The following is a 25,618-nucleotide window of genomic DNA, read 5'->3' as shown; positions in this document are numbered from 1 at the left end:
CCATGCCGGAGGGTCCGGCGCCGGCCCCCGTGACCCAGCGACTGCGCGTCCGCTACGCCAAGCGGGGCAGGCTGCGGTTCACGAGCCATCGCGACATTTCCCGGGCCGTGGAACGCGCCGTACGGCGTGCCGGGATCCCTGTCGCGTTCAGCGGCGGATTCACCCCCCACCCGAAGATCTCGTACGCGGGTGCGGCGGCGACAGGGGTGGCCAGTGAGGCCGAATACCTCGAACTCGGGCTCACCGAGTCCCGCGACCCTGCGCGGGTGCGAGCCGATCTCGACGCGGCCCTGCCTTCCGGACTCGACGTCCTCGACGTCGTGCCGGTACGGGCGGGCCACGGCGACGCCCCGGTGAAGCCGGGCGCGTTCAGCGATCGGCTCGAGGCGTCCGAATGGCGGATCCGGCTTGACGGCGTGGCCGAGAGCGACGCCGCCGACGCCGTGGCCGCCTTCATGGCCGCCGAGAACATCGAGGTGGAACGCCTCACGAAGAAGGGACGGCGCCGTTTCGACGTGCGCGCCGCCGTGTCCGCCTGCGAGCTGGACCGGCGCGCCGCCGAGGCGGCGGATGCCCCTTGTGCGATACTTCGAATGGTTGTTCGGCATTCCACACCCGCCGTTCGACCCGACGACATCCTCACCGGACTGCGCCAGGTCGCCGACCTCGCGCCGCCGTCACCGCCGCTGGTGACCAGGCTGGCGCAGGGGCCCCTCGACGCGGACACCGGTGGCCTCGCGGATCCCCTGGATCCCGACCGGGAGACCGGCCTGCCGTCCGGCGACGACGCCGAGACGGCCCGCGGCCATGACCGGCCGCAGTCCGGGGACGCCGCGAGCGCGGATGCCGTCAGCGCCTGACCGTGGGACCGAAGCCGTGGAGGCACGGAACCGGTCCGCAGGGTACGGCCGGCGCACCCCCGACGACTTCGTCGTCATGGCCGGACCACCGTCCGGCCGTGGCGGCACCGACTGACGAGGTGCTCCCGCGCGGCGCACCGCATCGCCCCGCCCTGGCGGGACGGGTGGACGCGCCCGGGAGCCTGACGGGAGATTGCCCGGATGCTTGAGAACGAAGCCGACGCGGCCCCGGCCGAAGGCGCCGACGACGGGACCGTTGACAACGAGACCACGGAGACCACGGAGAGCACGGAGAACGCGCAGGCCGAGGGAGCTGAGAGCGCGAGCACGGGCGTGACGTCGCGTCCGCGCCGTGCGAGCCGGCCCGCCGGTCCGCCGCCCGACGTGGACGACGCCGCCGCGGCCCCCGCCGCGCAGCAGGAGCCCGCGGCCGAGCAGCCCGCCGCCGAGGAGCCCGCAGTTGCCGAGGAGCCTGCGGCGCCCGCCGAGACGCCCGAGGCGGTCGAGGCGGCCGAGCCGCCCAAGCGGACCCGTACCCGCGCCCGCAGGACCACGAAGGCCGCCGCCGAGACGCCCGAGCCCGTGCCGATGACCGGCGCCGAGACCTCCCCCGAGGCCCCGGCCGAGCAGCCCGCGCAGTCCGAGGAGTCCGAGCAGCCCGCCGAGGAGGCGGCCCCGGCCCCCCGCACCCGCACCCGGCGCCGCACCACCAGGGCCGCCGCCGAGGTCCCCGCCGTGCCGCAGGTCCCGGCCGTCCCGGTCGCCGGGGAGCAGCCGACCCCCGAGCAGGTGTCGGAGACCGAGCCCGCGAGCGGCGTCGGCGTCCCCGGCGTGACGTTCCAGCCCCCGATGGTCGTCTTCCAGCCGCCGCAGCCCAAGGCCGAGGCCCCCGCCCGGCCGAAGACCGCCGAGGCCGAGCCCGCCGAGCCCGCCGCCGAGGAGGACCTCGACCACGGGCCCGCGGACGAGGACGACTCCGAGGACCGCCCGTCCCGCCGTCGCCGCCGCCGCGGCGGCCGCGGCCGCGGCCGGGGCGGCAAGGAGGGCGCCGAGGACGAGGCCCAGGCGGAGGAGGCCGAGACCGAGGAGCCCAAGGACGAGGAGCCCGCCAAGCCCGCCAAGCCCGCCAAGCCCGCCAAGGGCAAGGCGGCGAAGGGCAAGGCGTCCAAGGCCAAGGACAAGGAGCAGGAGAAGGAGCCCAAGGCCGAGCAGCCCGAGCAGGGCGCCGCCGAGGGCGAGGGCGAGGACGAGGGAGAGGGCGGGACGAGCCGCCGCCGGCGGCGCCGCAGGCGCAGGTCCGGGGCCGACGGCGAGACCGGCGCCGGCACCGACGACCCGCCGAACACCGTCGTCCACGTCCGCACGGCCCGCGAGGAGCGCGCCGACGCCGAGGCCGAGGTCCAGTCCGTGCGGGGCTCGACCCGCCTGGAGGCCAAGAAGCAGCGCCGCCGCGAGGGGCGCGAGCAGGGCCGCCGCCGTCCGCCGGTGATCACCGAGGCGGAGTTCCTGGCGCGCCGCGAGGCCGTCGAGCGGGTCATGGTGGTCCGGCAGGAGGGCGAGCGCACCCAGATCGCCATCCTCGAGGACGACGTGCTCGTCGAGCACTACGTCAACCGCGCGACGCACCAGTCGTACGTCGGCAACGTCTACCTCGGCAAGGTCCAGAACGTCCTGCCGTCGATGGAGGCGGCGTTCGTCGACATCGGCAAGGGCCGCAACGCCGTGCTGTACGCGGGCGAGGTGAACTGGGACGCCTCCGGGCTGGAGGGCCAGCCGCGCCGCATCGAGTCGGCGCTGAAGTCGGGCCAGTCGGTGCTCGTCCAGGTCACCAAGGACCCCCTCGGCCACAAGGGCGCCCGGCTGACCAGCCAGGTCTCGCTGCCCGGCCGGTACCTGGTGTACGTGCCGGACGGCTCGATGACCGGCATCAGCCGCAAGCTGCCCGACAAGGAGCGCAGCCGCCTCAAGTCGATCCTGAAGAGGGTCATGCCGGAGAACGCCGGCGTGATCGTCCGGACCGCCGCCGAGGGGGCGACCGAGGAGGAGCTCGCCCGCGACGTCTCGCGCCTCGCCGCCCAGTGGGACAGCATCCAGAAGAAGGTCAAGACGGCGTCGGCTCCGTCGCTGCTCTACGGCGAGCCCGACCTGACGATCCGCGTCATCCGCGACATCTTCAACGAGGACTTCTCCAAGCTCGTCGTGTCCGGGGACGAGGCCTGGGACACCGTCTCCGAGTACGTCGAGTACGTCGCCCCGCATCTGGCCGACCGGGTCGAGCGCTGGACCGTCGACCAGGACGCCCTGTCGGCGTTCCGCATCGACGAGCAGATCGCCAAGGCCATGGACCGCAAGGTCTGGCTGCCGTCCGGCGGCTCCCTGGTGATCGACCGCACCGAGGCGATGACGGTCATCGACGTCAACACGGGCAAGTTCACCGGGCAGGGCGGCAACCTGGAGGAGACCGTCACCCGCAACAACCTGGAGGCGGCCGAGGAGATCGTCCGCCAGCTCCGGCTCCGCGACATCGGCGGCATCATCGTGATCGACTTCATCGACATGGTGCTGGAGAGCAACCGGGACCTGGTGCTGCGCCGCCTCGTCGAGTGCCTGTCGCGGGACCGTACCAAGCACCAGGTCGCCGAGGTCACCTCGCTTGGGCTGGTCCAGATGACCCGCAAGCGGGTCGGCCAGGGGCTGCTGGAGGCGTTCTCGGAGACCTGCGAGTCCTGCAACGGGCGCGGCATCCACGTCCACCTGACGCCGGTCGAGCCGAAGGCGGAGAAGGCGGCCGGCAAGGAGTCCGGACGCCGCCGCAAGCGCAAGGGCGAGGTCGAGAAGGCCGTCGAGGAGAAGCTGTCCCGGCACGAGGCCAAGCCGAAGGAACCCGCCGAGGAGCCCGCGCCGGAGCCCGTGAAGGAGCCCGTGAGCGAGGCCGTCCCCGAGCCGGCGCCGGTCGTGGAGGCCAAGGCCGAGCCGGTCCGTTCGCGGCCGAAGAAGTCCGGGCCCGCGAAGCGTCCGGCCGGCCCGCCGCCCGAGATCGACGAGCCCCCGGCGCAGGCCGCCGTGGAGGCCGCCGAGGCCGCCGTCGAGACCGCCGACACCGCTCCGGGCGCGCTGGACTCCGCCGAGCCGGTGCCGGTCGGCCCGAACGGCGCCGAACCGGCCGAGCCCGAGGCCGCGGGAGCCGAGACCGCGGGAGCCGAGCTGAACGGGGCCGAGGTGACCGCCGGCGCGTCCGCCGCCGAGTCCAACGGCTCCGCGCCCGCCGGCGACCAGGACGCCGGCGAGCCCGCCCGCCGGCGTCGCACCCGCCGCCCCCGCGCGGCGGCGGCGCAGGCCGCCGACGGCGGCGAGTCCTCCGACTGACGGGGCCGGACGCCCTGGCCGGACGCGTTCGCGTTCCGGTCAGGGCATCCGGTACCCTTGACCTTCGGCGCGCTCTCGGCGCGTCGCCCGAACCCGCACCGCGAGCCCCGTCCGGGGATCGGTCGGTGCTCACCTCGCCGATCCGGTGAGGACAAGCAGAGAGCGCCAGGGTCCTCCTGGTGTGCCGCCCTCGGCCCGGTGCCGGGGGTAGGCCCCCGTCCGGGGGCTGGTAAGCCACGCGTGGGACCGGTTCACTCCGGAAGCGCGCGCAGACGAAGGGTTTCCGCGGTGTACGCGATTGTCCGCGCAGGCGGCAGGCAGGAAAAGGTCGCCGTCGACGACGTGCTGACCGTCGACAAGCTGGCCGGCGACGTCGGGTCGACCATCAAGCTCCAGCCCCTGCTGGTCGTTGACGGCGACGACGTCGTGAGCGCCACGGCCGACCTCGCCCGCTACGAGGTGACCGCCGAGATCCTCGGCGCGGTCAAGGGCCCGAAGATCAACATCATGCACTACCGGAACAAGACCGGGTACAAGCGGCGGATGGGTCACCGTCAGCCGTACACCGAGGTCAAGATCACCGGTATCAAGGCCGGGAAGTAAGGGAGAGCGGTCTCATGGCACACAAGAAGGGCGCATCGTCCAGCCGTAACGGTCGCGACTCCAACGCCCAGCGCCTCGGTGTGAAGCGCTTCGGCGGCCAGGTCGTCAACGCCGGCGAGATCATCGTCCGCCAGCGCGGCACCCACTTCCACCCCGGCCCGGGCGTCGGCCGCGGCGGCGACGACACGCTGTTCGCGCTGGTCGCGGGCGCGGTGCAGTTCCGCCGCTACCGCGGCCGCAACGCGGTGAGCGTCGTCCCGCCGGCGGAATAGTCCGCCGGGCAGAGCGACTTTTCGAAGGGGCGGACCGTTTCCGGTCCGCTCCTTCGCCGTTTTTCACCGAGGTTTCCTGAGGAGAGTCACCGTGGCCGCTGGAGCGGGATCGGGCGCGCAGTTCGTCGACCGGGTGGTGCTGCACGTCGCGGCGGGCAACGGCGGCAACGGCTGCGCCTCGATCCACCGGGAGAAGTTCAAGCCGCTCGGCGGCCCGGACGGTGCCAACGGCGGCCGCGGCGGCGACGTCGTCCTCGTCGTCGACTCGAACGCCGCGAGCCTCCTGGAGTACCACCGGCGCCCGCACCGCAAGGCGGGCAACGGCAGGCCCGGCCAGGGCAGCCTCCGGACGGGCGCGGACGGCGACGACGTGATCCTCCCCGTCCCCGACGGCACCGTCGTGAAGTCGGGCGACACCGTCCTGGCGGACCTGGTCGGCGAGGGCACCCGGTTCGTGATCGCCAAGGGCGGCAGCGGCGGCCTCGGGAACGCGGCGTTGGCGACGGCCAAGCGCAAGGCGCCCGGGTTCGCGCTGCTCGGCGAGCCGGGGGAGGAGCGCGACGTCGTCCTCGAACTGAAGAGCGTCGCCGACGTGGCGCTCGTCGGGTTCCCCAGCGCGGGCAAGTCGTCGCTGATCGCCGCGCTGTCGGCCGCCAAGCCGAAGATCGCCGCCTACCCCTTCACGACGCTGATCCCGAACCTCGGCGTGGTGAGCGCGGGCGACACGACGTTCACGGTCGCGGACGTGCCGGGCCTGATCGAGGGCGCCAGCGAGGGCCGCGGCCTCGGTCTGGACTTCCTGCGCCACATCGAGCGCTCCTCCACCCTCGCGCACGTGCTCGACTGCGCGACGATGGAGCCGGGCCGCGACCCGGTCAGCGACTTCGAGGTCATCGAGCGCGAGCTCCAGGCCTATGACCGCGTGCTGGGCGACCGCCCGCTGTCGGACCGCCCGCGCATCGTCGTCCTGAACAAGGTGGACGTGCCGGACGCCCGCGAACTCGCCGAGATGGTGCGGCCCGAGTTCGAGGCCCGCGGCCTGCGGGTGTTCGAGGTGTCGGCGGCGTCGCACGAGGGGCTGCGGGAGCTGTCGTTCGCGATGGCGGCGATGGTGGCGGAGTACCGCGCCTCGCTGCCGCCGGCGGAGCCCACCCGCATCGTCATCCGGCCCGAGCCGGTCGGCGGGGACACCGACTTCGAGGTCAGGATCCTCGGCGACAACACCTACCTGATCACCGGGACGAAGCCGGTCCGCTGGCTGCGCCAGACCGACTTCGCCAACGAGGAGGCCGTCGGCTACCTGGCCGACCGCCTCGCCCGGCTCGGCGTGGAGGACGCGCTCGCCGAGGCGGGCGCCGCCGCCGGCGCCACCGTCCTGATCGGGACGCCCGACGACTCGATCGTCTTCGACTGGGAGCCGGAGGTGGCGGCGGGCGAGGGCACGAGGGGTCCGCGCGGCACCGACCGCCGTCTCGACGGCTGGTCCTAAAACTGAGCGAAGCGAACCGGGGGGCGTGGGGGGTCGTCCCCCCACAGGGAACACCTCACAGCGTGCAGGTTGGAGCGGGGTCTGGTCATGAGTGGGCGTGAGGCGGTCGCGAAGGCGCGGCGGATCGTGGTGAAGGCGGGCTCGTCGTCGCTGACCACGCCGCAGGGCACGATCGACGCGAACCGCATCGACGCGCTGGTGGACGTCCTCGCCGCGCGCCGCGGCGAGGGCACCGAGATCGTGTTCGTGTCGTCCGGCGCGATCGCGGCGGGGCTCGGGCCGCTCGGGCTGACCCGCCGCCCGCCCGACCTCGCGACCCAGCAGGCGGCGGCGAGCGTCGGGCAGGGCCTGCTGTTCGCCCGCTACACCTCCTCGTTCGCCCGGTACGCGCTGACGGTGGGGCAGGTGCTGCTCACCGCCGACGACATGATGCGCCGCTCGCACCACCGCAACGCGCAGCGCACCCTCGCGCAGCTGCTCGCGATGGGCGTCCTGCCGATCGTGAACGAGAACGACACGGTCGCCACCGACGAGATCCGGTTCGGCGACAACGACCGGCTGGCCGCGCTCGTCGCGCACCTGATCCGCGCGGACGCGCTGGTCCTGCTGTCGGACGTGGACGCCCTCTACACCGGGGACCCGCGCCGTCCCGGGACCCGCCGCATCGACGAGGTGCACGGCCCGGACGACCTGCGCGAGGTCGAGCTCGGCGGGTCCGGGCGGGTCGGCACCGGCGGCATGGTCACCAAGGTGGAGGCGGCCCGGATCGCGGGTATCCCGGTGGTGCTGACGAACGCCGCGTCGGCGGCGCACGCGCTCGCCGGCGACCAGGTGGGGACGCTGTTCCACCCGGCGGCGGGCCGCCGCATGTCGACCCGCGACCTGTGGCTGGCGCACGCGACGACGGGCCAGGGCCGCGTCATGCTGGACGCGGGCGCGGTCGAGGCGGTCGTGCGGCGCCGCAAGTCCCTGCTTCCGGCCGGGGTGACGGGCGTGGACGGCGACTTCGCCGCGGGCGACCCGGTCGACCTGTGCGACGCGGCCGGCGGGGTCGTCGCGCGCGGCCTGGTGAACTACGACGCGTCCGAGATCCCGGAGCTGATGGGGCGCTCGACACGCTGGCTGGCCCGCGAGCTGGGCGCCGAGTACGAACGCGAGATAATCCACCGCGACCATCTGGTGATACTGCGATGACAGGGAGTGCCTGCTGATGAGCGACGAGCGCGAGGAGTTCCTGCGGGTGGCGCGGCGCGCCAGGGATGCCGCCGCCGGGCTGGCTCCGCTGCCGCGGTCGGCGAAGGACGCGGCGCTGCACCGGATCGCCGAGGCGCTGGTCGCCGCCGCCCCGGAGATCGTCAAGGCGAACGAGGCCGATGTCGCGCGGGCCCGCGCGAACGGCACCTCCGAGTACATGATCGACCGGCTGAGCCTGTCGGAGGAGCGGATCGCCGCGATCGCCGACGCGGTCCGGAAGGTCGCCGCGCTGCCGGACCCGGTGGGGGAGACGGTGCGCGGGAACGTGCTGCCGAACGGGCTGGAGCTGCGGCAGGTGCGGGTGCCGCTCGGCGTCGTCGGGATCATCTACGAGGGCCGCCCGAACGTGACCGTGGACGCCGCCGCGCTGTGCCTGAAGAGCGGGAACGTGGCGATGCTGCGCGGCTCGTCGTCGGCGTACGACTCCAACACGGTGCTCGTCGAGGTGATGCAGGGCGCACTCACCGGCACCGAGGTCCCGCCGGACGCGGTGCAGCTGGTCCCGGGCACGTCCCGGGAGTCGGTGCGGCACCTGATGCGGGCGCGCGGCCTGGTGGACGTGCTGATCCCGCGCGGCGGCGCCTCGCTGATCAACTCGGTGGTGGAGGAGTCGACCGTCCCGGTGATCGAGACGGGCGTCGGCAACTGCGCGGTGTACGTGGACGCCGCCGCCGACGTCGACATGGCCGTGGACGTCCTGCTGAATGCCAAGACGCAGCGTCCTTCGGTGTGCAACGCCGCCGAGACGTTCCTGGTGCACGCCGACATCGCCGACACGTTCGTCCCGCGCGCGCTTGAGGCGCTGAAGAGCGCCGGTGTCACGGTGCACGGCGACGACCGCGTCCGCTCCTACAGCGGGGACGTCGTGGAGGCGACGGAGGACGACTGGTACGCCGAGTACCTGTCGCTCGACATCGCCGCCCGCGTGGTGGACTCGCTGGACGAGGCCGTGGCGCACATCCGCCGGTACGGCTCGGGGCACACGGAGGCGATCGTCACGACGTCCCAGCCGGCCGCGAAGCGGTTCGTGGCGCTGGTCGACTCGGCGGCCGTGATGGTGAACGCCTCGACGCGCTTCACCGACGGCGAGGAGTTCGGGTTCGGCGCGGAGATCGGCATCTCGACGCAGAAGCTGCACGCGCGCGGCCCGATGGGGCTGCCGGAGCTGACGTCGACCAAGTACGTGGTGGTGGGGGAAGGGCACGTGCGCGGCTGAGGTCCGGATTTGTGACATTTTTGCCATTGATGTCACGTGTGCGGGTGTGGTCTGATTCACGATTGTGACTCGTCAGTACAGCCGCCGCCGCGTCATCCAGGGCGCCGCCCTCAGCGCGGGGATCGCCACCACCGGACTGGCCGCCTTCCCCGCACGCCCCGCCGCCGCGGCGGCGCCGGCGTTGCGCGGCCCCGCAGCCGGCACCACCCTCGACCGGACGTACCTGCTCGGCGCCGCCGGCGCCGGCGGGTACCGCAAGGTGACCGCCGGGCCGGGGGAGCCGCACCTGCTGCGCCGCGACCTCGGCGGCGCCGCGTCCGCGCGCCGGGCCGCCACCCGCCGCGGCATCCTGGCGTTCGGCCACCTCACCGACGTGCACGTCATCGACGCGCAGTCCCCGGCCCGCGTCGAGTTCATCGACCGGCTCAAGGACGGCCTCGACCTGCTGCCGGTCGAGGGCGCCTACCGGCCGCAGGAGATCCTGTCCACGCAGGTCGCCGAGGCCATGGTCCAGGCGATGAACAGGGTCGGGCGCGGTCCGGCGACCGGGCTCGGCCTCGCCTTCACCATCAACACCGGCGACGCCGCCGACAACGTGCAGTACAACGAGATCCGCTGGATCATCGACCTGCTGGACGGCGGGCGCATCCGCCCCGACTCCGGCGACCCGAACCGGTACGAGGGCGTCATGGACTGGGCGTCCTACGACCGTTCGTTCTGGCATCCCGAGGGCCCGCCGCCCGGCGCGGAGGCCGACCTCCCGAGCGCCAGGTACGGCTTCCCGCGCGTGCACGGCCTGATCGACGCCGCACGCCGACCGTTCCAGGCGACCGGCCTCGACGCGCCGTGGCTGGCCGTGTTCGGCAACCACGACGGGCTCGTCCAGGGCAACCTGCCGACCAACCCGCTGGTCACCGGCCTCGCCACCGGCGGAATCAAGATCGGCGCTCCGGCGGACTCCGGCCAGGCCGAACGCCTCGCCCGGATGATCAGCGGGGGCGACGCCGCCGAACTCGTCCGGCTCAGCCGCGAGCAGGGCGGCGCCGGCGGCCTGTTCCGGCCGGTGACCCCCGACCCGAACCGCCGCATGCTCTCGCGCGCCGAGGTCGTCGCCGAGCACTTCAAGACCACCGCGTCCCTGCGCGGCCACGGCTTCACGCTCTCCAACCTGCGCGACGGTACCGCCTACTACGCCTTCGACAAGGGCGTCGTGCGCGGTCTCGTCCTCGACACCGTGAACCCCAACGGCTACTCCGAGGGCTCGCTCGACAGGAAGCAGTTCGCGTGGCTGGAGGCGCAGCTCAAGGCCGGTAGCAGCCGCTACATCGCCCCGGACGGCACGGTCGTGAAGCACGCCGCGAAGGACCGGCTGTTCGTCCTGTTCAGCCACCACCCCATCGGCTCGCTGGAGAACCCGCTGGGCGGCGACCGCGTCCTCGGGGACGAGATTGAGGCGCTCCTGCTGCGCTACCCGAACGTCGTCCTGTGGGTGAACGGCCACACGCACCGCAACCAGGTCATCCCGCACGCGCGCAAGGGCGGCGGGGGGTTCTGGGAGGTCAACACGGCCGCGCACATCGACTTCCCGCAGCAGAGCCGCATCGTCGAGCTCGCCGACAACGGCGACGGCACCCTGTCGGTCTTCGCGACGATCCTCGACTCCGCCGGTCCGGCCTCCTACGGCGGCCGCCTCACCGACCCGGTCCGGCTGGCGTCGCTGTCGCGCGAGCTGTCGGCCAACGACTGGCAGGACCGCGAGGAGAACCGCCGCGGCGAGGCCGCCGACCGCAACGTCGAGCTGCTGGTCCCTAGGCCCTTCTGACAGGAACGGCGAAGGGCCGCCGCGTCCGTGTCGCGGCGGCCCTGGCTCGGTGCCCGGTCAGTTCCCGGACGTGGGCCCGTTGTCGCGCCGGGTGAACCGGTCGAACAGCCCGCCCGCCGCACCGGCCGCCGCGTCGGCCATGTCGCGGACCTTGCCGACGAACGGGTCGGCCGTCCGCTCCCACGACTCCCGGTAGGACTGGGCGGCTTCCTTGATCCCGTCGCGGACCGACGCGCTGTCGTCGTCGTCGCGGCGCGGGTAGTCCCCGGCCAGGATGCGCTCGTACTCGCCGCTGCGCGCCCACCGGTCGATCTCGGCGAACCGGATCACCGCGAACGGGTGCGTCTGCCCGAGCAGGTTCATGAACTTCAGCAGCCCGTCCCGCACGTCGCCGGCCGCGTCGTACTCGCGGGCCTGCTGCAGGAACGCCTCGCTGCTCATCTCGCCGAGCCGCGTCCCGCCGGCGAGCTTCATGTTCACCCGCTTGGCCGCGTCGAGGTCCTGCCCGGCGAGCAGCCCGGCCCGGTCCGACGACAGCTCCGCCTTCCGGAACCACTCGCGCAGCCCGATGATGATCGCCGCGATGCCGACGTTGCCGAGCGGCAGCCAGGCCAGCCGCGCCCCGAGCTGCAGGAGGATCTGCATCATCGTCTGGTACACCGCGTGCCCGGACAGGATGTGCCCGACCTCGTGCCCGACGACGAACCGGAGCTCCTCCTCGTCCAGCAGGTCGATCAGGCCGGTGTTCAGCACGATGAACGGGTGGTCGGAGCCGAGCGCCATCGCGTTCGGCGTCGGGTCCTGCCGGACGTACAGCTCGGGGACCTCCGGCATGTCCAGGATGTACGAGGCGTCGCGGACCATGTCGTAGATGTGGCGGAACTGGTCCTCGCCGACGCGCACCGTCCCGCCGAGGAACATCAGCCGCAGTGCCCGCTCGTTGACCAGTCCGGACAGCTTGCGCAGGACGACGTCGAACCCGGAGAGCGAGCGCAGCGCCACCAGCGCCGACCGGTCCGCCGGGTGTTCGTAGGCCCGGGAACTGATCCCCGGGAACCGAGTACGTGCTCGATCCGGTGTGTTCTCCGTCATGTCTGGCATGGTAGTTCCGACGATCAACCGTGCCTGAGGGTTCCCCGCCGCGGAAGCCCGTCCGGCTCTGGCCGCGCCCGGGAGGCAGCCATGTTCGACCCCAAGGCCGAGGCGATGTCCCTCGACGAGCGCGCCGCGCTCCAGCGGCACCGGGTGTGGGGGCTGGTCGACCGGCTCCTCGCGGCAGGGGGCGTGCAGGGGCGGCGCCTGAAGGAGGCCGGGGTCGGGCGCGGCGCCGACGTGAAGCTCGCGGGGCTCCGCGACCTCCCGTTCACCACCAAGCAGGACCTGTGGGACCACTACCCGTTCGGGATGCTCGCCGTGCCGCGCGACCAGGTCGCCGCCGTGCACGGGTCCAGCGGGACGCGGGGGCGCCCGACGCTCGTCGCCTACACCAAGGCCGACCTCGACCTGTGGGCGGCGATGTGCGCGCGCTCCCTGTCCTGCGCCGGGGCGTCGCCGGGCAGCATCGTGCACAACGCCTACGGGTACGGGCTGTTCACCGGCGGGATCGGCATCCACCAGGGGGCCGTGGCGCTCGGCGCGACCGTCGTGCCGATGTCGGGCGGCATGACCGACCGGCAGGTGCGCATGCTCGCCGACCTCCGCCCCGACATCCTGACCTGCACTCCCGCGTACGCGCTGCGGCTGGGGGAGGCCGTCGCCGAGGCCGGGGTGGAGCCGGACTTCCTCAAGGCCGGGCTCTTCGGCGCCGAGCCGTGGTCGCAGGAGCTGCGCACGGCCATCGAGGACGTCCTGCCGATCAAGGCGATGGACGTCTACGGGCTCTCGGAGATCATCGGGCCGGGTGTGGCCACCGAGTGCCTGGAGCAGGACGGCCTGCACGTCAACGAGGACCACTTCATCGTCGAGACCGTCGACCCCGCCACCGGCGACCCCGTCGAGGACGGAACGCCCGGCGAGCTCGTCTTCACCACCCCGACCAAGCAGGCGCTGCCCCTGCTGCGCTACCGGACGGGCGACATCGCGTCCCTCACCCGCGGCGAGTGCGCCTGCGGTCGGACCCTGGTCCGGATGAGCAAGGTCCTCGGCCGTGCCGACGACATGATCGTCGTCCGGGGCGTGAACGTGTACCCGAGCGAGGTCGAGCGCGTCCTGCTCGGCTCCGGGCTTGTCCGGCCGCACTACCAGCTCGTCGTGGACCGGCGCAGCCCCTCCGCCCGGCTGCTCGTCGCCTGCGAGGCCGTCTCCGGCGACCCGAAGGCCGAGCTCGTCCACGCCCTGTACGAGACGCTCGGCCTCACCGCCGAGGTGGCGGTGCTGCCCGAGGGCACCGTGCCGAGGGTCGAGGTGGGCAAGGCCGTCCGCGTCGTGACCTGGGAAGACGGAGAGCCGCCGCTGCCAGGCCTGGCCTGAGGGGCCGGGGGCGGGCGTTCCGGGCGCCGGTCCGGCTGGCTATTGTCGTCGCTATGACGCAAAAGCGGCGCCTGGGGATCATGGGCGGCACGTTCGACCCGATCCACCACGGGCACCTCGTGGCCGCCAGCGAGGTCGCGCACTTCTTCTCCCTGGACGAGGTCGTGTTCGTGCCGACCGGCCTCTCGGCCCACAAGGAGATGGGCAAGGTCGCCGCCGCGGAGGACCGCTACCTCATGGCCGTCATCGCCACCGCGTCCAACCCGCGCTTCTCCGTCAGCCGCATCGACATCGACCGGCCCGGCCCCACCTACACCGTCGACACGCTCCGCGACATGCGCGAGATCCAGGGCCCGGACGCCGACCTGTTCTTCATCACGGGCGCGGACGCGCTGGAGAAGATGCTCACCTGGCACGACACCGCCGAGCTGTTCGAACTCGCGCACTTCATCGGCGTCACCCGCCCCGGCCACCGGCTCGCCGACCCCGGGCTGCCCGACGGGCGCGTCTCCCTCATGGAGGTGCCCGCCCTGTCGATCTCCTCCACCGAGTGCCGGGAACGCGTCAACTCCGGCGAACCCATCTGGTACCTCGTCCCGGACGGGATCGTCCAGTACATCAACAAGCGGGGCCTCTACCGCACCGCCGCCTGACGGGACGGCGCCGCCGCCTATTCTGGGATGGAGAACGGGGCCGCAACCGCCATTGCGGTCGAACAACGACAAAGAGGTCGATCGACCGCCGCACGTGAGAGGGTGGGAGCGGAGACGACCCCTACAGGGAGGATCGCGAGCGCATCGTGACCGCATCCGAGAGGGCGGCGCAGCTCGTCCGGATCGCCGCCGAGGCGGCGGGCGACAAGCTGGCCGACGACATTCTTGCCTACGACGTGAGCGAGCAGCTCGTCATCACCGACGCGTTCCTGCTCTGCTCGGCCCCCAGCGACCGGCAGGTCCGCGCCATCGTCGACGAGGTGGAAAAGCGCCTGCGCGAGGAGGCCGAGGCCAAGCCCGTCCGCCGCGAGGGCGAGCGTGAGGGCCGCTGGGTCCTGCTGGACTACGCGGACATCATCGTGCACATCCAGCACGAGGAGGACCGCATGTTCTACGCCCTCGAACGGCTCTGGAAAGACTGCCCCCTCATCGACCTGCCGGCCGCCGTCACCGCGCACCAGGCCCAGCGCGCCCGCGCCGTCGGGAGCCCGAGTGAGTGACGCCCGCCCGGCCCGCGAACCGGGCAGACGCCGGCTCGTCCTCTGGCGGCACGGCCAGACCTCGTGGAACGTCGAACGCCGCTTCCAGGGCAAGACCGACATCCCTCTCGACGAGACCGGCGTCGCGCAGGCCCAGCGCGCCGCCCGCCTCCTCGCCGGGCTCCGGCCCACCGCGCTGCTGGCCTCGCCGCTGCGCCGCGCCGCCGACACCGCCCAGGCCCTCGCCGACCTCACCGGACTGCCCGTCCGGTACGACCGGGACCTCATCGAACGCGACGGCGGCGCATGGGAGGGCCTCACCGCCCGCGAGATCAGCGAGCGCTACCCCGCCGAGCACGCCGCCTGGCAGCCGCCCGGCGGCGAGACCAGCGCCCAGGTCGCCAAGCGGGTCGGCGCCGCCCTCGAACGCGCCCTCGACGACCTGGAGCCCACAGGGCAGCTCGTCGTCGCCTCCCACGGCGCCGCGCTCCGCCTCGGCATGTCCCACCTCCTCGGCCTCCCCGAGGAGACCTGGGAGCGCCTCGGCGGCCTGTCCAACTGCTGCTGGTCGGTCGTCACCGAGATGCGGAACGGCGGCTGGCGCCTCGCCGAGCACAACGCCGGCACCCTCCCCGAACCCGTCCTCAGCGACGACCGCCCCGACACCGGCACCTGACGTCCGAAACGATTCGAGACCAGTCCCGCCCGTCCTATACACTGGCGGGGCGCCGCAGGATGAACGTCCATGCGGCGGCGGGGCTATGGCGCAGTTGGTAGCGCGCCTCCATGGCATGGAGGAGGTCTGGGGTTCGAATCCCCATAGCTCCACGAATGGAGTTGGGAGTCCCGACCCACGGAAAGCGTGGGTCGGGACTCCCTTCTTCATTTCTGCCTGGGGGGCGACCCCCAGACCCCCGATGTGGGGGCTCCGCCCCCACGCCCCCTCCCGGCTCAGGTCCCCGGTCGTCCACCGGTCGCCGCGTGGTCGGTGTGAGCGCGCTTTCGTTTTGGGGCTTCGCCCCTTGCCCCCTTCTTTGGGGGCTTCGCCCCCTTGCCCCCCTTGGTCGCTCTTGACCTGGGGTGTTGGGCCCCTTGGCGAGGGGGGTGGGCCGTTGGGCGTTTGGGGGGTGCTCGGTGGGTGGAGCATCGGCGCGGGGGTGGTTTCATGCGGGGTATGGGAAGACACCGCAGGGGGGCGAAGCGCGAGGTCACCGTGGCGGACCTGATCGACGAGCTGCGCCGGTTCGATCCCGACGCCCAGGTGCGGCTGGCGATCCAGCCCCGGATGCCGCAGGAGCACGCCGTGGGGACCGTCGCGGAGGCGGACGGGATGGTGTGGATCGGCGACGGGGGTGCGCGGGGCTACGCGCCCGACGAGGTCGGCGAGCGGCTCGGGTGGGTCTGACCGCAAAGCCTTCACCATGGCGGCGGCTGCCTTTCCCCCGGCCGTGCTTCGCGATGTTGATCATGAGGGAAGGCCCTCCCGTGGCGATGCACGATCGAGATGAGGGTTGACCCCATGACAAGCCGGTTCACCGGGAAGAGGCTGCTGCTGGCCGCGGCGGTCGCCGGGGCGTCCGTCGCAGCGACGACCGTCCCCGCGCAGGCCGCTCCGCCGCCCGCCCCGGAGACCCAGAAGGTCGACGACTGCACCAGTGCGCTCGACGTGCTGTCGCACCTCAAGCTGCTCCCGCGCGGGGCCGAACCCGGCCGGATACTGTGCGACGTCCGCGACCAGAGCAAGGAGCAGTACTCCAACGAGCTCCACACCGAGCGCACAGACGCGAGCGGCAAGACGGTCGAGAGCGACACGCTCCTCGGCGCGTACGAGTGGCTCAGGAGCCTCGTCGTCCAGGTGCCGACGGCCAACGACCTGCTGTACGTCTTCACCGCGAAGTAGCCCTGCCGCGGTCGGCGGCCGCGGAGGCGCACCTCCGCGGCCGCGCGTCCCGAGCGCTCCCAACGTGCACTAAGCTTTTCCTCGACCGAGGGGCTATGGCGCAGTTGGTAGCGCGCCTCCATGGCATGGAGGAGGTCTGGGGTTCGAATCCCCATAGCTCCACAAACGAGGCAGGAGTGGCGCAGAGCGCCACTCCTTTTCGTATGTTCGGGCGGTTTTCTGGCGAGGACCCCGGTCCTTGCGGGGCCGGGAGGGATCGCTTGTGTCGTGCGCGGTGCGTGAGCGCCGCCCGGGCCCGACCCCGAGCAATCCGGTGAGCGTAATGATATGGTCACGGATTGTGAAGCTGGTGGTGCAGGTGAGGCTGCTGCCGACGCCCGAGCAGGCGGCGGCCCTGACCGACACCCTCCACCAGGTCAACACCGCCGCCGATCACGTCTCGGCTGTCGCTTTCGCCCGGTTCGGGCTCCGTGCCCGGGAGTTGCCCTTGCGGAGGCTGTGTTACGGCGACCTCAAGGCCGGCGGGCTGGGCGCCCAGGCCGCCCAGCACGTGATCAAACGGGTCGTGGACGCCTACACTGCCCTGCGGGCCGGCATGCGCGGCGGCGGCCTCGGCGGCCCGGGCTCCAAGCGGCGCCGCAAAGCCGAGGCCAAACCGATCGCCTTCCGCCCCGAGGCCGCGCACACCTACGACGGCCGGTGCCTGTCCTGGCAGCTGGACGCGGGCACGGTCAGCATCTGGACCGTGAGAGGCCGGGCCAAGCATCTGCGGTTCGCCTGCTCACCCGAGCAGGCCAAGACACTGGCCGCGCACCGGCGCGGTGAATCCGACCTCGTCCACCGGGACGGGAAGTGGTTGCTGATCGCCACCTGCGACATCCCCGAACCGCAGGTGTACGAACCCGCCGACTGGGTGGGCGTGGACCGCGGCATCGTCAACCTGGCCACCACCAGCGACGGCGACAAACATCAAGGGCGGCGCCTGGACCGCTACCGCCGCTGGCAGGCTCGCAAACGCGCCGAACTCCAGGCCAAACGCACCCGGTCGGCGGCCCGGCTGCTGAAGAAGCGGGCCCGGCGGGAGGCCCGGCACGCCCGCCACGTCAACCACACGATTTCCAAGCAGGTCGTCGCCGTCGCGGCACGCACCGGACGCGGCATCGCACTCGAAGAGCTGTGTGGGATCCGCGGACGGGTCACGGTTCCTCGCGACCAGCGGGCACGCCTGTCGTCCTGGCCGTTCCGCCAGCTCGGCGCCTTCATCGAGTACAAGGCCCGCCGCGCCGGTGTGGCCTTCATCGAGGTGGATGCGACCCGTGACCGCCCCGCCGTAACGGGCAGTCGGGAGCGCGAACAACGCCCCAAGGACCGAACCAGAAGACTCGGTCCCTTCAAGGCCGAGTAGTTGACGCGGTGAAGCGTAGGACGGCGCCCACATGTTGGTCGGGGGTCGGGCCGTCCGCGGGCAGGACGACCAGTTCGCCGTCGGTGGCGGCGGCCGCTCTCACCAGGGCGGCGTCCGCGCGGACCTCGCGGGGGTCGGATACGCCGAACTCCTCGCGCAGCTGATCCGCGGACGTGGCGACCTCGGACGGGTCGGGCCCGACCCACAGCCGGGCCTGCGAGTCCGGGTCGTCCACCAGCAGGAGCGTCTCCACGCGGGCCTGGCGCACGGCCTCCGTCGTCGCGTCCAGGCCGGAGACGGCGCGCTGGCCGTTCGCCAGCTCCCGGTCGAAGCGCTCGGCCACGGTCATGACGCGCTCGGTGGACTTCAGCTGCAGGAGGCGGCGCAGCTCGGCGTCGAGGTCCGGGTCGTCGACCGTTGTGTTCTTGTCGGCCTCGACGGTGTGCTCCAGGACGTGCTCCGAGACCTCCTCCAGCACGGCCGTCCGGGCGCGGGTGTCGCCGGCGATCACGACGGCCTCGGCGCCGCAGCGCTCCGCCGCCCTGTCGATCTCGTGCGCGACCTTCTTGGCGTTGATCTTCCAGACGTTCTCCGAGGAGCGCTGGAAGCGGGACTGGTTCCAGTCGCCCGCCTTCACCTTGCGGATGGGGTACTGCTCGTCCCCGTCCACGTCGATGCGCTCGTGCTTCCCGTCGGCCGTGACGCAGTCGATCGCGCCGCCGCGCCGGTCGACGACCGCGAGCAGGTGCGGGAACCGCTCGCCGCGCTCGGCGAGGTAGGGCAGGACGTCGGGGAGCGGGGCGAGGGTGGCGCGCGTGCTGCGGGGCGGGCCCGGGAGGCGGTCGCCGTACACCACCTCGCCGTCGGCGGCGAAGATCACGATGCCTTCGGAGCGGCGCATCTCCAGGTCGTCCCGGATGGTCTGCTCGATCGCGCGGAGCGTGGCCTCGGGGGTGTCCTGCGCCTCCAGTTCCGCGCGCAGCGCCCGCCACCGCAGCTCGGCGGCCTTGGACGCGTCCTCGGTGGTCCGGGTGAGGTCCGCGTACACCGACGCGTACGGGCCCGGACGTTGGTACAGCGTTTTGAGGAATGCCAGATCCATGGGTTGGCCGTACCCCCCGTATTCGTGGCAAACGTGATGTGCGGGGCGTCAGTCCTCGGCGGACTGCTGGAGCCGCGCGTAGGCGAGCTGCAACCAGTCCGAGCCGGCGACCGCGGTCATCGTGGCGCCGGCGAGGCGGGTGGCGTCCGGGGCGAACACCAGGCCCGCCGCGTAGGCCGTCGCGACCCACTGGGCGGTGCAGAACGGGCAGGTGATCAGCTCGCCGACGGCGTGCCGGACGCCCTTGCCGCGCACCTCCTCCGACAGTTCGGCGGGGCCGGCCGTCCCGGAGTAGCGGGTGAACGGGGCGCGCAGGGGGCTCGTCACCGGGTCCTTGGTGATGAGACGGGACGCCTTGTGCGTGGTGATCGTCATCAGCGCCAGGTCGGCGAGGCCGATCGCCGGGGTCCGGTCGCGGAGGCGGCGGCCGAGCAGCGCCAGCGTCCCCGTGGTGAGCGCGTAGACGGCCAGGGTGCCGAGGTAGGAGCCGAGGGGACGGTCCTGCCCGGCGGCGTACTCCTCCTTCTGCCTGCGCGCGGTGTCGACGACCGCGTTCATGGGTTCTCCTTCCGTTCCCGGACGATCAGGCAGAACTCGTCGCCCTCGGGGTGCGCTCGCCTAGTGATCGCGCAGCGCCTTGACCAGCTCCGACTTGGTCATCGAGGAACGGCCCTCGACGCCGATCTCGCGGGCGCGCTGGAGCAGCTCGTCCTTCGTCCAGTCGTCGTAGGAGGGGCTCTTGCCGCCCTTGCGGCCGACCTTCTTGCTTCCCTGGTTCGCGGACGCGTTGGCGATCCGTGCCGCCTTCTCCTTGCTCTCTCCCTTGTCGCGGAGCTTCTGGTACTTCTTCTCGTCCTTGATCTGTGCTCTGGGCATGTCGAAACACGTACCCGGCTCGCGAGATCCACACATCGGGGACAATGACACGCGGGAAGGGGGCACGCGTGCGCATCGGCATCCTGGGGCCGCTCGACGTGCGGGACGAGGCCGCGCGGCCCGTCGAGGTCGCGGGCCGCAGGCTGCGCGCCCTTCTCGTGCGGCTGGCGGCCGAGGCGGGCCGTCCCGTGTCGGCCGAGCGGCTCCTGGACGACCTGTGGGAGGGCGCGCCCCCCGGCGGGAACGCCCTGCAGGCGCTCGTGTCCCGGCTCCGCGGCGTCGCCGGGCGGGACATGGTCGAGCACGGCCCCGCGGGCTACCGGCTCGGGATCGACCCGGGCGAGATCGACGCGGTCGCGTTCGAGCGCGGCGTCGCCGCCGCTCGGGCCGAGGACGATCCCCGCGCGCGGGCGGACGGCCTGCGCGCGGCGCTCGCGCTGTGGCGCGGGCCCGCCCTCGCCGACGTCGCCGACGCCGACTTCGCCCACGCGGCCGTCGCGCACCTGGAGGAGCTGCGGCTCGCCGCGGTCGAGGACCGGGTCGACGCCGAGATCGCCGCCGGGCTCCCCGTTCCGCCGGTCGCCGAACTGGAGCCCCTCGCCGCCGCGAACCCGCTGCGCGAGCGGCTGCGCGGCCAGCTGATGCGCACCCTGTACGCCGCGGGGCGGCAGGCCGAGGCGCTGGAGGTGTACGAGGAGACGCGGCGCGCCCTGGCCGACCGGCTCGGCGTCGACCCGTCCCCGGAACTGGCCGCCGTCCACCTGTCGATCCTGCGCCGCGAGACGACCGCCCGGGCGCCGGAGCCCGCGCCGCCGCCTCCGCCCGGCCCGCGGTCCGCGCGCACCAATCTGCCCGCGCGGCTCACCAGCTTCGTCGGGCGGGAGGAGGAGTCGCAGCGGGTCGGCAAGCTGCTCCGCGAGACCCGGCTCGTCACCCTCACCGGTCCCGGCGGCGCCGGCAAGACGCGGCTCGCCGGGGAGAGCGCCGGCGCGCTGGTCGACGAGATGCCGGACGGCGTGTGGTTCGTTCCGCTCGCCCCCGTCAGCGGTCCGGGCGACGTGGTGCAGGCGGTGCTGTCGGCGCTGGGCGTTCCCGAGAGCGTCCGTCCCACCGAGACCCGCGCGGTGGTGCGGCCCCTCGAACGGCTCACCGACTTCCTCGCCGCCAAGCGGATGGTGCTCGTCCTCGACAACTGCGAGCACCTCATCGACGCCGTCGCGCGGCTCGTCGACCACGTCGTCGCGCACGCCGACGGCGTCCGCGTCCTCGCGACCAGCCGCGAACCCCTCGGCATCACCGGCGAGTCGCTGTGCCCGGTGCCGTCCCTCCCGCTGCCGGAGGAGGGCACCGCTGACCCGGCCGACGCCCTCGGCTACGCCTCGGTGCGGCTGTTCGCCGACCGCGCCGCCGCCGTCCGCCCCGGCTTCGCGGTCGACGCCGGCACCGTCGCCGACGTCGTCGAGATCTGCCGCGCGCTCGACGGCATCCCGCTCGCGATCGAACTGGCCGCCGCGCGGCTGCGCTCCCTCACCCCCGGCCAGGTCGCGGCCCGCCTCGGCGACCGGTTCCGGCTGCTGACCGGCGGCAGCCGCACCGCCCTGCCCCGGCACCGGACCCTGCGCGCCGTCGTCGACTGGAGCTGGGACCTGCTGGACGAGCGGGAGCGCGCCGTCCTGCGCCGCCTCGCGGTGTTCGCCGGCGGCGCCACGCCGGACGCCGCCGTCCGCGTGTGCGGCCTCGACGCGCCGGACGCGCCCGACCCCCGCGACGTCATCGACGTGATCGCCGCGCTCATCGACAAGTCGCTGGTGATGGCCGACGGCGACACCGACGTCCGGTACCGGCTGCTGGAGACCGTCCGCGTCTACGCGGGGGAGCGGCTGGAGGAGGCTGGCGAGACCCGGCGCGTCCGCGACGAGCACGCCGCGTACCTCGTCGAGTTCGCCGAGCGCGCAGAGCCCGAACTGCGCCGCCGCGACCAGCTGCTCTGGTCCGCCCGGCTGGCCGCCGAACGCGAGAACTTCACCGTCGCCTTCCGCCATGTCACCGAGGTGGGCGACGTCGAGACGGCCCTGCGGCTCGTGGCCGGGCTGGTGTGGTTCTGGATCCTGCGCGACATGGAACGCGAAGCGGGCGGCTGGACGATCGCCGTCCGCGACATGGCGGGCGGCGCCGCGCCGCGCGGCCTGGAGGAGCCTTACGCGATGTGCGTCGTCTCCGCCGCCCTCGTGAGTGAGATGACCAAGGAGGAGGGGCCGACGCAGGAGTCGCTGCGCCGGGCCATGAGCGAGGCGGCGGCCGTGGTGCCCCCCTCACCCTCGCATCCCGTGCTCGCGCTCGCCGAGACGGCGTCCAACGTGCTCAGCGGAGACATGGAAGAGGTCAGGCGTGGTCTGGGCCGCATTCGCGACCACGACGATCCGTGGGTGCGCGCCGTCGTCCGCGTCATCTTGGCGCACCTGGGGATCAACTACGGTGAGATCGACGACGCCGCCGAGCAGGCGGCCGACGGCTACGCGCGGTTCCGCGAGCTCGGCGACCGGTTCGGGATGATCGTCGCGCTGAGCGGGATGATGCAGACCGCCGTGGCGCGCGGCGACCTGGCGGAGGCCGTCCGGCTCGGCGAGGAGGCGTACGGGTACGCGACGGTCGACGTCAGCCCCGAGCAGGGCTCCCAACTGCTCGCGCAGCTCGCGTGGGCACGGGCCCAACTGGGTGAGGTCGCCCGCGCCCGCGCCGACCTGGAGCGCGCCATGGCGCAGTCCGAACGCATCGGCGACTTCGCCGACGCCGCGACCGCTTCCCTCATGCTGTGCGAGATAGCGCTGCTGGAAGGCGACCGCGCCGCCGCCCGCGCCCACGCCGATCGCGCGTGCGGGTGGATCGAGTCGCGCGGGCACCGCCCCGACATCGTGCAGGTCGCCCGCCGGACGTCCAGCCGCCTCGGCTGCCTCGCGGAGGAGGTCGGCGACCTGGAGGCCGCCGCGCGCCGGCACGTCCAAGCGCTGAGCGGTCTCCGGAACGACACGTTCATGGGGAACCCGACCGTGGCCGCGCTCGTCGAGGGCGTCGCCGCCTACGCCGCCGCGCGCGGGCGGCACGTGCGGGCCGCCGAGCTACTGGGCACGGCGCACAAGCTGCTCGGCTACCGCGACACGGCGAGCTACGAGGTCCGCCGGACGCTGCCGCTCGTCAGCGGCGTCCTCGGCGAGGAGGCGTTCGCCGCCGCGTACGAGCGCGGCCGGCAGGTGACCCGGGACGAGGTGTTCGAGCAGGCGGAGGAGCTGGTCGCCTCCGTCTGAGCGGCACCGTGCCCGGCCCCGGTTCGCCGGGACGGGCAAGGCACGCCGCCCCGAACGGTTCTCCGGGGCGGCGCGCCTTCCGACGCGGACCGGCCGTCAGGCCCTCCGCGAGTACATGCGCATGGCCAGCGGGAACGTGACGAGGACGATTCCCGCCGCCCAGGCGAGCGTGTACCAGGCGTGGTTCCCGATCGGGCCGCCGACGGTCAGCGCGCGCACCGACTCCGCCAGATGCGTGACCGGGTTGACCTTCGACCACGCCTCCAGCCAGCCCGGCATCGTGGACGTGTCCGGCACGAGGATGCTGCTGCCGAACGTCAGCGGCATCACCCAGATGAACGAGAACCCCTGCACCGTGTCAGGCGTCGGCGCGACCAGCCCCACGAGCACCGAGATCCAGCAGACGGCCAGGTAGAACACGTACGCCAGCGCGAAGGCCGCCAGCACCGACAGCGGATCGGTGTGGAACCGGAACCCGAGGGCGGACCCGAACCCCACGAGCACCGTCATCACGGTGATGAACCGGACCGTGTCGCCGAGGACCGTCCCGAGCAGCGGCGCGGAACGGGCGATCGGAAGGCTGCGGAACCGGTCGAACACGCCCTTGTGGATGTCCTCGTTCAGCGCCGTTCCGAGCCCCATCGTGGCGAACATCGCCATCTGCGCGACGAGGCCCGGAAGCAGCTGCTGCAGGTAGGAATGCGTGTCGCCGGCCACCGCGCCGCCGAACACGTACAGGAACAGCAGCAGGAACACGATCGGCATCAGCGTCGTGTCCAGCAGCTTTTCGGGCGAGTGCTTCAACTGGGCGACGTTGCGCCACGCCAGGGTGAGACCGTGCCGCAGCGTCCGCCGCGCGCTGATGCGCGCGGGCGGCTCCGCGGCGGGCGGACGGCCGTCGACGGTGATGGCGGTCATGCGACGCTCCCCTCGGAAACGAGCTCGGAGTTGGGCTCTTCGGCCAGATGGCCCGTGAGTGTGAGGAACACCTCGTCGAGGCTCGGCATCCGCAACGCCAGCTCCGCCGCCACGATGGACGCCTCGTCCAGCCGCCGCACCAGAACCGACAGCAGCCGCGGATCGTACACGGGCGCCGTGACGAGGCCCGTGGCCTGCTGCACCTCCGGACGCTCACCGGTCAGCTCCGCGACGATCGCGGTGAGCTGCGCGGCGCGGAACGGCTCGGCCGCCCGGACCACCAGCGTCTGCCGTCCGACCTGCGACTTCAGGCTGTCGGAGGTGCCCTCGGCGATGACCCGCCCGTGGTCGAACACCGCGATGCGGTCGGCGAGGGCGTCGGCCTCCTCCAGGTACTGCGTGGTCAGCAGCACCGTCGCCCCGTCGGCGACGACCTCCCGGACGGTGTCCCAGACCTCGTTGCGCGCCCGCGGGTCCAGCCCGGTCGTCGGCTCGTCCAGGTAGATGATCTCCGGGTGGTTGATCAGGCTCGCCGCCAGGTCTAGCCGCCGGCGCATCCCGCCCGAGTACGTCTTCACCGCGCGGGACCCCGCGTCGGTGAGCCGGAACCGGTTGAGCAGGCGCCGCGCCCGCGCCTTCGCCTCCGCGCGGCCGAAGTCCAGCAGCCGGGCGATCATCACGAGGTTCTCGAAGCCCGTCAGCTCCTCGTCGACCGACGCGTACTGCCCCGTCAGCCCGATCTTCGCCCGGACGCGCACCGCGTCCTTCACCACGTCGTATCCGGCCACCTCGGCGCGCCCGGCGTCCGGCTTGAGCAGTGTCGCCAGCACGCGCACCGCGGTGGTCTTGCCCGCTCCGTTCGGGCCGAGGACCCCGAGGACCGTGCCTCGGCGGGCCGTGATGTCCACACCGTCCAGGGCCTTCGTCTCCCCGAACCGTTTCCGGAGCCCCTCCGCGCGGATCACTTCGTCCATCTGGGTGCCTTTCATCAGTCCTTCGCTGTGACGGTCACCACCGTGGGGGAAGGCGCTGACGTGGCGCGGACACCGGCGGGCGGACGCTGACGCGGCACTGACGGGGCACTGATTCCGTCGAATTGAACCGCGCATGACCTGCGGGTTTCGCGGGAGGGACGAACAAGGGGCCGATCCCGATTTGACGGCTCTTCCGGGGCTGCCTAATCTCTGTGGTGCCCCAAGGGGATGCGGGACGCCGAGAGGCGGACGGCCCCGGGGGACACGGACAGAGGAAAACGGTTCGCAGCGTGCTGCAGGCCGAGGTACTCTTGAAGTACAAGCCCGGACGGGATGCAGGACGCCGAGAGGTGGCCGGCCCGCAGGGCGCCTCCTACGGAACGATCTTTCCAGGTCTCTTCGGCCTGGGGATGTGTCGTCGCGTGGGGACGGGCACACCTCCGACTCGTCGAAAAGATCTTCACGGATCTGCTTGACAGTGGAGATGGGTCTGGTAAGTTAGCAGGGTTGCCCCGGAGCCGGGGTCCGCGGGAGCGGGGTTCGGCGCGGTGGGTGTCCGTTTCTTGAGAACTCAACAGCGTGTTAAAAGCCAGTGCCT

At 72.8% G+C, this 25,618-nt stretch carries 22 protein-coding genes and 2 tRNA genes; 18 read left to right on the top strand and 6 right to left on the bottom strand.

Going from position 1 to position 25,618, the window contains the following annotated elements:
• The first annotated feature begins 2 nt into the window (after positions 1 to 2).
• The 8 genes from ABWI07_RS41525 (at position 3) to ABWI07_RS41490 (ending at position 10,882) form a co-directional block, all read left to right on the top strand.
• Positions 3 to 860 (top strand): TIGR03936 family radical SAM-associated protein, encoded by an 858-nt coding sequence (locus tag ABWI07_RS41525; RefSeq protein ID WP_149261612.1) that lies wholly within the window; start codon positions 3 to 5, stop codon positions 858 to 860.
• Between the two features lie 201 nt (positions 861 to 1,061).
• The gene (locus tag ABWI07_RS41520) at positions 1,062 to 4,226 is read left to right on the top strand and encodes an Rne/Rng family ribonuclease (RefSeq protein ID WP_353821901.1); all 3,165 of its coding nucleotides are present in this window, start codon (positions 1,062 to 1,064) and stop codon (positions 4,224 to 4,226) included.
• A 288-nt stretch (positions 4,227 to 4,514) separates the two neighbouring features.
• Positions 4,515 to 4,829 carry a 50S ribosomal protein L21 gene (gene rplU / locus ABWI07_RS41515; protein WP_149261614.1) on the top strand — a complete coding sequence of 105 codons (315 nt, stop codon included), beginning with the start codon at positions 4,515 to 4,517 and terminating at the stop codon, positions 4,827 to 4,829.
• Between the two features lie 14 nt (positions 4,830 to 4,843).
• Complete coding sequence (rpmA, locus tag ABWI07_RS41510) at positions 4,844 to 5,101, top strand: 50S ribosomal protein L27 (RefSeq protein ID WP_067640985.1); 258 nt, start codon at positions 4,844 to 4,846, stop codon at positions 5,099 to 5,101.
• 91 nt (positions 5,102 to 5,192) lie between these two features.
• On the top strand, positions 5,193 to 6,590 hold the full coding sequence (obgE, locus tag ABWI07_RS41505; RefSeq protein WP_149261615.1) for a GTPase ObgE: 1,398 nt from the start codon (positions 5,193 to 5,195) through the stop codon (positions 6,588 to 6,590).
• A gap of 87 nt (positions 6,591 to 6,677) precedes the next feature.
• Positions 6,678 to 7,784 (top strand): glutamate 5-kinase, encoded by a 1,107-nt coding sequence (gene proB / locus ABWI07_RS41500; RefSeq protein ID WP_149261616.1) that lies wholly within the window; start codon positions 6,678 to 6,680, stop codon positions 7,782 to 7,784.
• A 16-nt stretch (positions 7,785 to 7,800) separates the two neighbouring features.
• On the top strand, positions 7,801 to 9,060 hold the full coding sequence (locus ABWI07_RS41495) for a glutamate-5-semialdehyde dehydrogenase (protein ID WP_149261617.1): 1,260 nt from the start codon (positions 7,801 to 7,803) through the stop codon (positions 9,058 to 9,060).
• Positions 9,061 to 9,124: 64 nt separating this feature from the next.
• Positions 9,125 to 10,882, top strand: a complete 1,758-nt coding sequence (locus tag ABWI07_RS41490; protein WP_353821900.1) for a TIGR03767 family metallophosphoesterase — start codon at positions 9,125 to 9,127, stop codon at positions 10,880 to 10,882.
• Positions 10,883 to 10,939: 57 nt separating this feature from the next.
• Here the strand turns inward: ABWI07_RS41490 and ABWI07_RS41485 are convergent, their stop codons facing one another.
• A complete protein-coding gene (locus tag ABWI07_RS41485) occupies positions 10,940 to 11,974 on the bottom strand; it encodes a M48 family metallopeptidase (protein WP_149261619.1) in 1,035 nt (344 codons plus the stop codon).
• Positions 11,975 to 12,064: 90 nt separating this feature from the next.
• Between ABWI07_RS41485 and ABWI07_RS41480 the strand changes: the two genes are divergently transcribed.
• From ABWI07_RS41480 to ABWI07_RS41440, 9 genes are all read left to right on the top strand, one after another.
• Positions 12,065 to 13,351 carry a phenylacetate--CoA ligase family protein gene (locus tag ABWI07_RS41480; protein ID WP_353821899.1) on the top strand — a complete coding sequence of 429 codons (1,287 nt, stop codon included), beginning with the start codon at positions 12,065 to 12,067 and terminating at the stop codon, positions 13,349 to 13,351.
• A gap of 53 nt (positions 13,352 to 13,404) precedes the next feature.
• Positions 13,405 to 14,004: a nicotinate-nucleotide adenylyltransferase gene (nadD, locus tag ABWI07_RS41475; RefSeq protein WP_149261620.1), complete on the top strand. Its 600-nt coding sequence runs from the start codon at positions 13,405 to 13,407 to the stop codon at positions 14,002 to 14,004.
• A 146-nt stretch (positions 14,005 to 14,150) separates the two neighbouring features.
• On the top strand, positions 14,151 to 14,564 hold the full coding sequence (gene rsfS, locus ABWI07_RS41470) for a ribosome silencing factor (RefSeq protein ID WP_149261621.1): 414 nt from the start codon (positions 14,151 to 14,153) through the stop codon (positions 14,562 to 14,564).
• Positions 14,557 to 15,219 (top strand): histidine phosphatase family protein, encoded by a 663-nt coding sequence (locus ABWI07_RS41465; RefSeq protein WP_353821898.1) that lies wholly within the window; start codon positions 14,557 to 14,559, stop codon positions 15,217 to 15,219. The genes rsfS and ABWI07_RS41465 overlap by 8 nt, the downstream gene beginning before the upstream one ends.
• A 79-nt stretch (positions 15,220 to 15,298) precedes the next feature.
• Positions 15,299 to 15,371: transfer RNA gene (locus ABWI07_RS41460), tRNA-Ala, on the top strand.
• Between the two features lie 346 nt (positions 15,372 to 15,717).
• On the top strand, positions 15,718 to 15,948 hold the full coding sequence (locus ABWI07_RS41455; RefSeq protein WP_149261623.1) for a hypothetical protein: 231 nt from the start codon (positions 15,718 to 15,720) through the stop codon (positions 15,946 to 15,948).
• Positions 15,949 to 16,062: 114 nt separating this feature from the next.
• A complete protein-coding gene (locus ABWI07_RS41450) occupies positions 16,063 to 16,443 on the top strand; it encodes a hypothetical protein (RefSeq protein WP_353821897.1) in 381 nt (126 codons plus the stop codon).
• 89 nt (positions 16,444 to 16,532) lie between these two features.
• Positions 16,533 to 16,605 (top strand) — tRNA-Ala (locus tag ABWI07_RS41445).
• A gap of 178 nt (positions 16,606 to 16,783) precedes the next feature.
• Positions 16,784 to 17,848, top strand: a complete 1,065-nt coding sequence (locus ABWI07_RS41440; RefSeq protein ID WP_353821896.1) for an RNA-guided endonuclease TnpB family protein — start codon at positions 16,784 to 16,786, stop codon at positions 17,846 to 17,848.
• Here the strand turns inward: ABWI07_RS41440 and ABWI07_RS41435 are convergent.
• Genes ABWI07_RS41435 through ABWI07_RS41425 form a run of 3 tightly spaced genes read right to left on the bottom strand, consistent with a single transcriptional unit; the run spans position 17,835 to position 19,826 of the window.
• Complete coding sequence (locus ABWI07_RS41435) at positions 17,835 to 18,950, bottom strand: baeRF2 domain-containing protein (protein ID WP_353821895.1); 1,116 nt, start codon at positions 18,948 to 18,950, stop codon at positions 17,835 to 17,837. The genes ABWI07_RS41440 and ABWI07_RS41435 overlap by 14 nt on opposite strands.
• 48 nt (positions 18,951 to 18,998) lie before the next feature.
• Complete coding sequence (locus ABWI07_RS41430; protein WP_353821894.1) at positions 18,999 to 19,508, bottom strand: DUF1360 domain-containing protein; 510 nt, start codon at positions 19,506 to 19,508, stop codon at positions 18,999 to 19,001.
• Positions 19,509 to 19,568: 60 nt separating this feature from the next.
• Positions 19,569 to 19,826 carry a DUF7218 family protein gene (locus ABWI07_RS41425; protein ID WP_353821893.1) on the bottom strand — a complete coding sequence of 86 codons (258 nt, stop codon included), beginning with the start codon at positions 19,824 to 19,826 and terminating at the stop codon, positions 19,569 to 19,571.
• 68 nt (positions 19,827 to 19,894) lie between these two features.
• On the opposite strand from ABWI07_RS41425, the gene ABWI07_RS41420 reads away from it, so the two are divergent.
• Positions 19,895 to 23,128, top strand: a complete 3,234-nt coding sequence (locus ABWI07_RS41420; protein WP_353821892.1) for an ATP-binding protein — start codon at positions 19,895 to 19,897, stop codon at positions 23,126 to 23,128.
• 96 nt (positions 23,129 to 23,224) lie between these two features.
• Here the strand turns inward: ABWI07_RS41420 and ABWI07_RS41415 are convergent, their stop codons facing one another.
• Positions 23,225 to 24,046, bottom strand: coding sequence for an ABC transporter permease (locus ABWI07_RS41415; RefSeq protein ID WP_149261629.1), 822 nt, complete (start codon positions 24,044 to 24,046; stop codon positions 23,225 to 23,227).
• Entirely contained in the window at positions 24,043 to 25,020 is a 978-nt protein-coding gene (locus ABWI07_RS41410; protein ID WP_353821906.1) for an ATP-binding cassette domain-containing protein, read from the bottom strand. Before ABWI07_RS41410 ends, ABWI07_RS41415 begins: the two co-directional genes overlap by 4 nt.
• Positions 25,021 to 25,618: the final 598 nt, after the last annotated feature.

The sequence above is a fragment of the Actinomadura sp. NPDC000600 genome, assembly GCF_040492135.1.
GTDB lineage: Bacteria > Actinomycetota > Actinomycetes > Streptosporangiales > Streptosporangiaceae > Spirillospora.
This window is presented reverse-complemented; position numbering and strand designations above follow the sequence as displayed.

What these genes read in the sequence shown, in the direction of transcription:
- ABWI07_RS41525 (WP_149261612.1), top strand. Translation starts at nt 3, where the DNA reads ATGCCGGAGGGTCCGGCGCCGGCCCCCGTGACCCAGCGACTGCGCGTC.
- ABWI07_RS41520 (WP_353821901.1), top strand. Translation starts at nt 1,062, where the DNA reads ATGCTTGAGAACGAAGCCGACGCGGCCCCGGCCGAAGGCGCCGACGAC.
- rpmA (WP_067640985.1), top strand. Translation starts at nt 4,844, where the DNA reads ATGGCACACAAGAAGGGCGCATCGTCCAGCCGTAACGGTCGCGACTCC.
- proB (WP_149261616.1), top strand. Translation starts at nt 6,678, where the DNA reads ATGAGTGGGCGTGAGGCGGTCGCGAAGGCGCGGCGGATCGTGGTGAAG.
- ABWI07_RS41495 (WP_149261617.1), top strand. Translation starts at nt 7,801, where the DNA reads ATGAGCGACGAGCGCGAGGAGTTCCTGCGGGTGGCGCGGCGCGCCAGG.
- ABWI07_RS41485 (WP_149261619.1), bottom strand. Translation starts at nt 11,974, where the DNA reads ATGACGGAGAACACACCGGATCGAGCACGTACTCGGTTCCCGGGGATC.
- ABWI07_RS41480 (WP_353821899.1), top strand. Translation starts at nt 12,065, where the DNA reads ATGTTCGACCCCAAGGCCGAGGCGATGTCCCTCGACGAGCGCGCCGCG.
- nadD (WP_149261620.1), top strand. Translation starts at nt 13,405, where the DNA reads ATGACGCAAAAGCGGCGCCTGGGGATCATGGGCGGCACGTTCGACCCG.
- ABWI07_RS41455 (WP_149261623.1), top strand. Translation starts at nt 15,718, where the DNA reads ATGGGAAGACACCGCAGGGGGGCGAAGCGCGAGGTCACCGTGGCGGAC.
- ABWI07_RS41450 (WP_353821897.1), top strand. Translation starts at nt 16,063, where the DNA reads ATGACAAGCCGGTTCACCGGGAAGAGGCTGCTGCTGGCCGCGGCGGTC.
- ABWI07_RS41435 (WP_353821895.1), bottom strand. Translation starts at nt 18,950, where the DNA reads ATGGATCTGGCATTCCTCAAAACGCTGTACCAACGTCCGGGCCCGTAC.
- ABWI07_RS41430 (WP_353821894.1), bottom strand. Translation starts at nt 19,508, where the DNA reads ATGAACGCGGTCGTCGACACCGCGCGCAGGCAGAAGGAGGAGTACGCC.
- ABWI07_RS41425 (WP_353821893.1), bottom strand. Translation starts at nt 19,826, where the DNA reads ATGCCCAGAGCACAGATCAAGGACGAGAAGAAGTACCAGAAGCTCCGC.
- ABWI07_RS41415 (WP_149261629.1), bottom strand. Translation starts at nt 24,046, where the DNA reads ATGACCGCCATCACCGTCGACGGCCGTCCGCCCGCCGCGGAGCCGCCC.
- ABWI07_RS41410 (WP_353821906.1), bottom strand. Translation starts at nt 25,020, where the DNA reads ATGGACGAAGTGATCCGCGCGGAGGGGCTCCGGAAACGGTTCGGGGAG.